Genomic DNA, 8,197 nt, shown 5'->3' on the forward strand with positions numbered 1-8,197 from the left:
TCCGCGCGGAGGAGACGGGGCCTGACGTGCCAGACAGACTCTATGCGGTCTCAGTGATGGGACGGTCGACCCAGCTCATCAGATCGCGCAGCTTCTTGCCGGTGACCTCGATCGGGTGCTCGGCGTTCGCCTTGCGCAGACCTTCGAGTTCGGTGTTGCCGTTCTCGACGTTCGCGACCAGACGACGGGTGAATTCACCGGACTGGATGTCAGTGAGGATCCCCTTCATGCGCTCCTTGGTGTCGGCGTCGATGACGCGCGGGCCCGACAGGTAGCCGCCGAACTCAGCGGTGTCCGACACCGAGTAGTTCATTCGAGCGATGCCGCCTTCGTACATGAGGTCGACGATGAGCTTGAGCTCGTGCAGCACCTCGAAGTAGGCCATCTCCGGCGCGTAACCGGCCTCAACCATGACCTCGAAACCGGTCTTGACCAGTTCCTCCGTGCCGCCGCAGAGCACGGCCTGCTCGCCGAACAGGTCGGTCTCGGTCTCTTCCTTGAAGGTGGTCTTGATGATGCCTGCGCGACCGCCGCCGATTCCGCTGGCGTAGCTGAGAGCCAGGGCCTGGCCCTCGCCCTTCGGATCCTGCTCCACGGCGATCAGGCAGGGCACACCCTTGCCGTCGACGAACTGACGACGGACCAGGTGGCCCGGGCCCTTCGGCGCGACCATCGCGACGGTCACGTCCGCGGCCGGCTTGATCAGATCGAAATGGATGTTGAGTCCGTGGCCGAAGAACAGCGCGTCGCCGTCCTTCAGGTTCGGCTCGATCTCCTCGGTGAAAATCTTGGCCTGGCTGGTATCGGGAGCGAGGACCATGATGACGTCGGCCCACGCCGAAGCCTCTGCAGCGGTCATCACCTTGAGGCCCTGCTCTTCCGCCTTGGCGCGCGACGCCGAGCCCTCACGCAGGCCGATGGCGACGTCGACGCCCGAGTCGCGCAGCGACAGCGAGTGGGCGTGGCCCTGGCTGCCATAGCCGATGACGGCGACCTTGCGACCCTGGATGATCGACAGATCGGCGTCGGCGTCGTAGAAAAGTTCGATTGCCACAGCAATTCCCTTCAAATGGTGTGTAGGTGTTGTGCTTATCGCGGTCCGGTACGGCTAATTCTCTATTGTCCCGCTAGCGGTTGGCCGACATGCTCTTGGGTCCACGGCCGAGGGTCACTCCGCCGGATTGGGCGATCTCCCGGATCCCGTATGAATCCAGCATCCGCAGCAGCGCCTCGAGCTTCTCGGACGTGCCGGTCGCCTCGATGGTCACGGACTCCGGCGACACGTCGATGACCTTGGCGCGGAAGAGGTTGACCACGTCGATAACCTCGCCTCGGTTGGCCGCATCGCTGCGGACCTTGATCATCATGAGTTCGCGGGACACCGAGTTCGTCGGTTCCTGCTCGACGATCTTGATGACGTTGATCAACTTGTTGAGTTGCTTCGTCACCTGTTCGAGGGGGAAGTCTTCGACCGTGACCATGATGGTCATCCGCGAGATCCCTTTGAGTTCGGTCGGGCCGACGGCCAGCGACTCGATGTTGAAACCGCGACGCGAGAACAGACCGGAGACGCGGGCGAGGACACCCGGCCGGTCCTCGACCAGAACGCTCAGCGTGTGGGTGGTGCTCACAGCGAATCCTTTCCTTCGGTAGCGGCCTGTTCTCGGTCCATCGCGTCGTGGATGTCGACCGGATCCGAAGCCGCCTCGTCGTCGTCGAACAGCGGGCGGATGTCACGCGCGGCCATGATCTCGTCGTTGCCGGTTCCCGCGGCGACCATCGGCCACACCTGGGCGTCCTTGCCGACGATGAAGTCGATGAGGACGGGGCGATCGTTGATCTCGCGAGCCTTCGCGATCGCCGGGGCGACGTCCTCTTCCCGGTCGACGCGGATCGCCACGCAACCGAGCGCCTCGCCGAGCTTGACGAAGTCCGGGATCATCCGAGTGTGTGTTGACAGATCGGTGCTCGAGTAACGCTTCTCGTAGAACAGGGTCTGCCACTGGCGGACCATGCCGAGGTTGCCGTTGTTGATCAGCGCGACCTTGATCGGGATGCCCTCGATCGCGCAGGTCGCCAACTCCTGGTTGGTCATCTGGAAGCAGCCGTCGCCGTCGACCGCCCAGACCTCGGTGTCGGGAGCGGCGGCCTTGGCGCCCATCGCAGCCGGAATCGAGTAGCCCATGGTGCCGAGGCCGCCCGAGTTGAGCCACGTACGCGGCTTCTCGTACTTGATGAACTGGGCGGCCCACATCTGATGCTGACCGACGCCCGCAACGTACACCGCGTCCGGGCCCGCGGCCTTGCCCAGCTCCTCGATGACGAACTCCGGCGAGAGCGAGCCGTCGGACTGCCCGTCGTAGCTCAGCGGGTACGTCTCGCGCAGTCCGCCGAGGTACTTCCACCACGCGGACAGGTCCGGCGTTGCGCCACCGGTCGCGTGCTCGGCGCGCAGCGCGTCGATCAGATCGACGATGACCGCCCGCACGTCGCCGACGATCGGCACATCGACGTCTCGATTCTTGCCGATCTCCGCCGGATCGACGTCGGCATGGATGACCTTCGCGTCGGGCGCGAACGAGTCGAGACGGCCGGTGACGCGGTCGTCGAAGCGGGCACCGAGCGTGATCAACAGATCGGCGCGTTGGAGTGCGCCGACGGCGCCGACCGCTCCGTGCATACCCGGCATGCCCATATGCAGCTCATGGCTGTCGGGGAATGCACCGCGCGCCATCAGCGTGGTGACGACGGGGATGCCCGTCAGTTCGGCGAGCTCGAGCAGTTCTGCCGACGCCTCGGCCTTGATGACGCCGCCGCCGACGTACAGCACCGGTTGCGCGGCCTGCTGGATGAGGCGGGCCGCTTCGCGGATCTGCTTGCCGTGCGGACGCGTGACGGGACGGTATCCCGGAAGGTCGAACTGCGGAGGCCAGGAGAACGTGGTCTGCGCCTGCAGGATGTCCTTCGGGATGTCGACGAGGACGGCGCCCGGGCGACCGCTCTCGGCGATGTAGAAGGCCTCGGCGATGATGCGCGGAATATCTACGGCCGTACTCACCAAGAAGTTGTGCTTGGTGATCGGCATGGTGATCCCGGAGATGTCGGCTTCCTGGAAGCCGTCGGTGCCGATCAGCGCGCGACCGACCTGGCCGGTGATCGCGACGACCGGAACCGAGTCCATCTGAGCATCGGCGAGCGGGGTGACGAGGTTGGTCGCGCCCGGACCGGACGTCGCCATCATCACGCCGGCCTTGCCTGCGACCTGCGCGTAACCGGTTGCGGCGTGGCCCGCCCCCTGCTCGTGACGGACCAGGACGTGCCGGACCTTCGTCGAGTCCAGAAGCGGATCGTAGACGGGGAGGACGGCGCCGCCGGGAATGCCGAACACGGTCTCGACGCCGAGTTCTTCCAGGGTCCGGACCACCGACTGCGCGCCGGTGACCCGCTCGGGTGCGACTACCGCGTCGCCCGATCGCATCGACTCGGTCGACGGCGATTGCGGTCGGCCCCCGGTTCCGTGTGCTGCTGGAGTACTCACTGCACGTTCCTCATCCTCTAGTGCCAGCAAAAATGTTCTGACGTCCCCGCAGGCCCGACGACCGTGGCCACCTGGTCCTGACAAGAAAAAACCCTCGACAGCGTGTGCTGGTCGAGGGGCGCGTCGTTGATGTTTCAGAAGGGTCTACGAGGTGACCGATCAGGCGTTGACGCGCCGACCGATTACTACGAGAATCTTCTGATCCATCACGAGGAACAAAGTAGGCCTCCGATCCGACTGAGTCAAATCGACCTGGTCGATCACTGCGGCGAATCCACCTCTGACGACGGCAGACATTACGCATGGGACAATCGAGCCTGTGACCGACTCGGTATTCGACTTCAAGATCTCTCGCCTGGCCTACGCAGTGGTACTCGTCTCCGTGCTGCTCGTCGTGATCATGATGGGCGGCTCCCTCTGGTTCGGCTTCCTGGCCGTCGTGCCGGTCGCTCTCGCGTGGTGGATCCACCGTCTGCACACACACGTCGACTCCGAGGGCATCGTGGCCGTCGGCACGTTCGGCGCACAGTCGGTGTCCTGGGACGACGTCGCGGGCCTGCGCTTTCCGCGTTGGAGCTCGGTGCGCGCAGTGACCGTCGACGGCCGCGACATCCGACTTCCCGCGGTGGGCTTCGACGACGTGCCTCAGCTCTCCGCGGCCAGCGGCGGACGTCTGCCCGACCCCTTCGCGGCCGAGCGCGAAGCCCGTATCGTCGCCGAACGCGAGTCCGACGCAGACTGACCCGCCCCCGTGAGTGCACACGAGCAGAATTAGGTACATCGCATGCCGACCACGACCCGCGACATCCAGCTCTTCATCGACGACGGCCGCCTCACCGAGGCCGCGCATGAACTGGCGGCGATGGCCCCACAAGAAGCCGCGTCCGTCCTGGACGACCTCGACACCCAACGCGGCACCATCGCGTTCCGGCTGCTCCCCAAGGACGAGGCCGTCCACGTGTTCGACGACATGTCGTCGTCGACGCAGGCACGACTAATCGAAGCCCTCGGCGACGCCGAGGTCATCGACGCGTTCGACAATCTCGACCCAGACGATCGAGCCGAGTTGCTCGATGAACTTCCAGCGACCGTGGCCAAGCGGCTGATCCGAACCCTGTCCGCCGACGAGCGGGAGGCCACCGCGGTCGTGCTCGGCTTCGGCAAGCAGTCGGTAGGGCGCCGGATGAGCCCGGAGTTCGTCCACGTCTACGGCGACGACACCGTCGAGCAGGCCCTTGCACGGACCATCGAGCGCGGACACGACGCCGAAACCATTTACACGATCCCGGTCGTCGACCACCAGCGCCGACTGCTCGGCGTCGTGAGCCTGCGCGACCTTCTTCTCAACGACCCGACGGTCCCCGTCGAGACGTATCGGCGCACACCCATCTTCACGCAGGCAACAACATCCGCGGAGTCTGCCGCCAGGCGCTGCGTCGATCTCCGCCTCCCGGCGATGCCCGTCGTCGACAACGAGGACCGGCTCATCGGCATGCTCACCCTCGACGACGCCGCCGAGGTGGTGGCGGCCGCGCGCGATGAAGATGCGGCCCGTGCCGGCGCCCACGAGGTGCTCCGAACCCCGTACCTGCGGTCGTCGGTCGTCTCGATCACCAGAGTCCGCGCCGTGTGGCTCTTCGTCCTGGCCATCTCGGCGATCCTCACGGTGAATGTCCTCGAGGTCTTCGAGGGCACGTTGGAGCAGAAGGTGGCGCTCGCCCTGTTCATCCCGCTGCTGACCGGTATCGGCGGCAACACCGGGTCGCAGGCGGCGACCACGGTGACCCGCGCGCTCGCTACCGACGAAGTCCGCCCGCGCGATGTCCTTCGGGTCGCGAGCAAGGAGGCCTGTGTCGGCATCACGATGGGCGCGGTCCTCGGGCTCGTCGGCTTCGTTGTCGCGTCACTCGCCTACGACACCGGGATCGGCACGGTGATCGGCTTGACGATCGTCTCGGTGTGCACGGTCGCCGCTACCGTCGGCGGCATCATGCCGTTGATCGCCCAGACCATCCGGGTGGACCCCGCTGTCTTCTCCACTCCGTTCATCTCGACGTTCTGCGACGCTACCGGCCTGCTGATCTATTTCTCGATCGCAAAGACTGTGCTGGGAATCTGAGGGCCCCGATCGACGGTCCGCGCAAGCGTTCCGGGAATATCGGGCGGCCTTCGGGCGCACTACCCTGCGACGATTGATATCGCCACGGTGCGCGTAAACTCGTCACAGCAGCCGATCACTGCCCTGATCGGAAATCACAACGTTCGAGCGAGGTTCCACCATGCCAGCCCTTCGGTCTCGCACCACCACGGTCGGCCGCGAAGCGTCCGGCGCACGCGCGCTGTGGCGTGCCACCGGAATGAAAGACGACGATTTCGGTAAGCCGATCGTCGCCATCGCGAACTCGTACACCCAGTTCGTGCCCGGTCACGTGCACCTCAAGGATGTCGGCGAGATCGTCGCCCGTGCGGTGGAGGCCTCCGGTGGCGTGGCGAAAGAGTTCAACACGATCGCCGTCGACGACGGCATCGCGATGGGTCACGGCGGCATGCTGTACTCGCTGCCGAGTCGCGAGATCATCGCCGACTCCGTCGAGTACATGGTCAACGCGCACACCGCGGACGCCTTGGTCTGCATCTCCAACTGCGACAAGATCACCCCAGGGATGCTCAACGCCGCGATGCGGCTGAACGTCCCGACCGTGTTCGTCTCCGGCGGACCGATGGAGGCCGGGACCTCGGTCGTCATCAACGGCGTCGTCCACCCGGGCACCGACCTGATCGACGCGATCTCGGCGTCCGCGGACAGCAATGTCAATGAGGAGGAACTCCTCAAGGTGGAGCAGTCCGCGTGCCCCACCTGCGGCTCGTGTTCGGGCATGTTCACCGCGAACTCGATGAACTGCCTCACTGAGGCGCTCGGACTATCCCTGCCCGGCAACGGTTCCACCCTGGCGACCCAGGTGGCCCGTCGCGACCTGTTCACCCGCGCGGGCCAGGTGGTCGTCGACATCGCCAAGCGTTATTACCACGACGACGACGAGTCGGTCCTGCCGCGCAACGTCGCGACCCGCGACGCGTTCGAGAACGCGATGGCCCTCGACGTTGCCATGGGTGGTTCGACGAACACGGTCCTGCACATCCTGGCCGCAGCCCAAGAAGGCGAGATCGACTTCGACCTCACGGACATCGATCGCATTTCGCGAAGCGTCCCGTGTCTGGCAAAGGTCGCCCCGAACTCGCCGAAGTACTACATGGAGCACGTCCACAGAGCGGGTGGCATCCCGGCGATCCTCGGCGAGCTGAACCGCGCGGGACTACTCAACACGAACGTGCACCCCGTGCACGCTCCGTCCCTGGACGCCTTCCTCGCCGACTGGGACATCCGGAGCGGCACGGCCACCGATCAGGCGCTCGAGCTGTTCCACGCCGCGCCCGGCGGCGTCCGCACCACCGAGCCGTTCTCCACGTCGAATCGGTGGGAGTCATTGGACACCGACGCCGCGGACGGCTGCATCCGCGACAAGGCGCATGCGTACACCGTCGAAGGCGGCCTGTGCGTCCTGCACGGCAACCTCGCGGAGGACGGAGCCGTCCTGAAGACGGCCGGCGTCGACGAGGAACTCTGGCACTTCCAGGGTCCGGCACGTGTCGTCGAGAGTCAGGAGGACGCGGTCCACGCCATCCTGTCGAAGGAACTCCAGGCAGGCGAAGTCCTGGTGATCCGTTACGAAGGCCCCGCGGGCGGTCCGGGCATGCAGGAGATGCTGCACCCGACCGCTTTCATGAAGGGCACCGGTATGGGCCGCAAGTGCGGGCTCGTCACCGACGGACGATTCTCCGGTGGGTCCTCGGGGCTCGTGATCGGTCACGCCTCCCCCGAGGCCGCGGCCGGCGGCGACATCGGCCTCGTCGAGAACGGCGACGAGATCCTCATCGACGTCGCCTCCCGCACGCTCAAGATGCTCGTCGACGACGAGACGCTCGCCGAGCGTCGCGCCAAGATGGAGGCTTCTGAGCACCCGTGGGCTCCGCGCAGCCGGGAACGCACCGTCAGCAAGGCGCTGCGCGCCTACGCCAAACTGGCCTCGTCCGCCGACAAGGGCGCGGTCCGCGTCGTCGATTAGACGCCGACCGGTCACGACATAGCGAGGCGGCTGCGCCTCACATGGGTGCAGCCGCTTCTCATATCACCTGCCTTGGCCAGTCAGACGGTGCTCCGCCGCCCCCGCTGATCGAGCGGCGGGCAGTCGGCTCGATCGGAGTCGGCGGCGGTCAGTTCGTCACGAGCGGGTTCGCACCGTTGAACACGATCCAGACCGCGACGGCCACGCCGATGCCGACGAGCAGCCATCCGGCAGAGCCCCACGCCGGACGGCGCGCCCACCCCCACCGTCGGTCCGCCGCGTAGAGGCCTGGGCCGGTGAGGATCACTGCCGCCGCTGCCGCCGCGAGCATCACCTCGAATTCGATGCCCTGTCCCTCACCGTCGGATGCGAAGAACCACACGCCGCCCGCGAGAGTCGCCTTGTAGGTCATCGCGACAAGGATGCTGGACAGGACCGCCGCGCCTGCGATGGGCGTGAACAGTCCGAGGATCAGGAGTACGCCGCCGGCGGTCTCACTCACACCGGCGACCAGCGAGAGGATCTTAGTGGCGTT

Annotated in this window: 7 protein-coding genes; 3 read left to right on the forward strand and 4 right to left on the reverse strand. The window is 66.0% G+C overall.

What is annotated here, in order from left to right; all coding sequences use genetic code 11:
- Positions 1 to 40 precede the first annotated feature (40 nt).
- From ilvC to ACTIMF_RS08025, 3 genes are all read right to left on the reverse strand, one after another.
- Positions 41 to 1,054 carry a ketol-acid reductoisomerase gene (gene ilvC, locus ACTIMF_RS08015; RefSeq protein ID WP_442349748.1) on the reverse strand — a complete coding sequence of 338 codons (1,014 nt, stop codon included), beginning with the start codon at positions 1,052 to 1,054 and terminating at the stop codon, positions 41 to 43.
- Between the two features lie 73 nt (positions 1,055 to 1,127).
- Positions 1,128 to 1,631 (reverse strand): acetolactate synthase small subunit, encoded by a 504-nt coding sequence (gene ilvN / locus ACTIMF_RS08020; protein WP_442349749.1) that lies wholly within the window; start codon positions 1,629 to 1,631, stop codon positions 1,128 to 1,130.
- Positions 1,628 to 3,538: an acetolactate synthase large subunit gene (locus tag ACTIMF_RS08025; RefSeq protein ID WP_442349750.1), complete on the reverse strand. Its 1,911-nt coding sequence runs from the start codon at positions 3,536 to 3,538 to the stop codon at positions 1,628 to 1,630. Before ACTIMF_RS08025 ends, ilvN begins: the two co-directional genes overlap by 4 nt.
- A 319-nt stretch (positions 3,539 to 3,857) precedes the next feature.
- Here ACTIMF_RS08025 and ACTIMF_RS08030 point away from each other — a divergent pair, with 319 nt between their 5' ends.
- From ACTIMF_RS08030 to ilvD, 3 genes are all read left to right on the forward strand, one after another.
- Positions 3,858 to 4,280, forward strand: a complete 423-nt coding sequence (locus ACTIMF_RS08030; RefSeq protein WP_442349751.1) for a PH domain-containing protein — start codon at positions 3,858 to 3,860, stop codon at positions 4,278 to 4,280.
- A 42-nt stretch (positions 4,281 to 4,322) separates the two neighbouring features.
- Entirely contained in the window at positions 4,323 to 5,657 is a 1,335-nt protein-coding gene (gene mgtE, locus ACTIMF_RS08035; protein ID WP_442349752.1) for a magnesium transporter, read from the forward strand.
- 160 nt (positions 5,658 to 5,817) lie between these two features.
- Complete coding sequence (ilvD, locus tag ACTIMF_RS08040) at positions 5,818 to 7,662, forward strand: dihydroxy-acid dehydratase (RefSeq protein WP_442349753.1); 1,845 nt, start codon at positions 5,818 to 5,820, stop codon at positions 7,660 to 7,662.
- A gap of 148 nt (positions 7,663 to 7,810) precedes the next feature.
- Here the strand turns inward: ilvD and ACTIMF_RS08045 are convergent.
- Positions 7,811 to 8,197, reverse strand: a 387-nt coding sequence (locus tag ACTIMF_RS08045) for a DoxX family protein (protein ID WP_442349754.1), incomplete at its 5' end; no start/stop codon positions are given.

The organism is Gordonia sp. (in: high G+C Gram-positive bacteria), assembly GCF_052106715.1.
In the GTDB taxonomy this organism is placed as follows: Bacteria; Actinomycetota; Actinomycetes; order Mycobacteriales; family Mycobacteriaceae; genus Gordonia.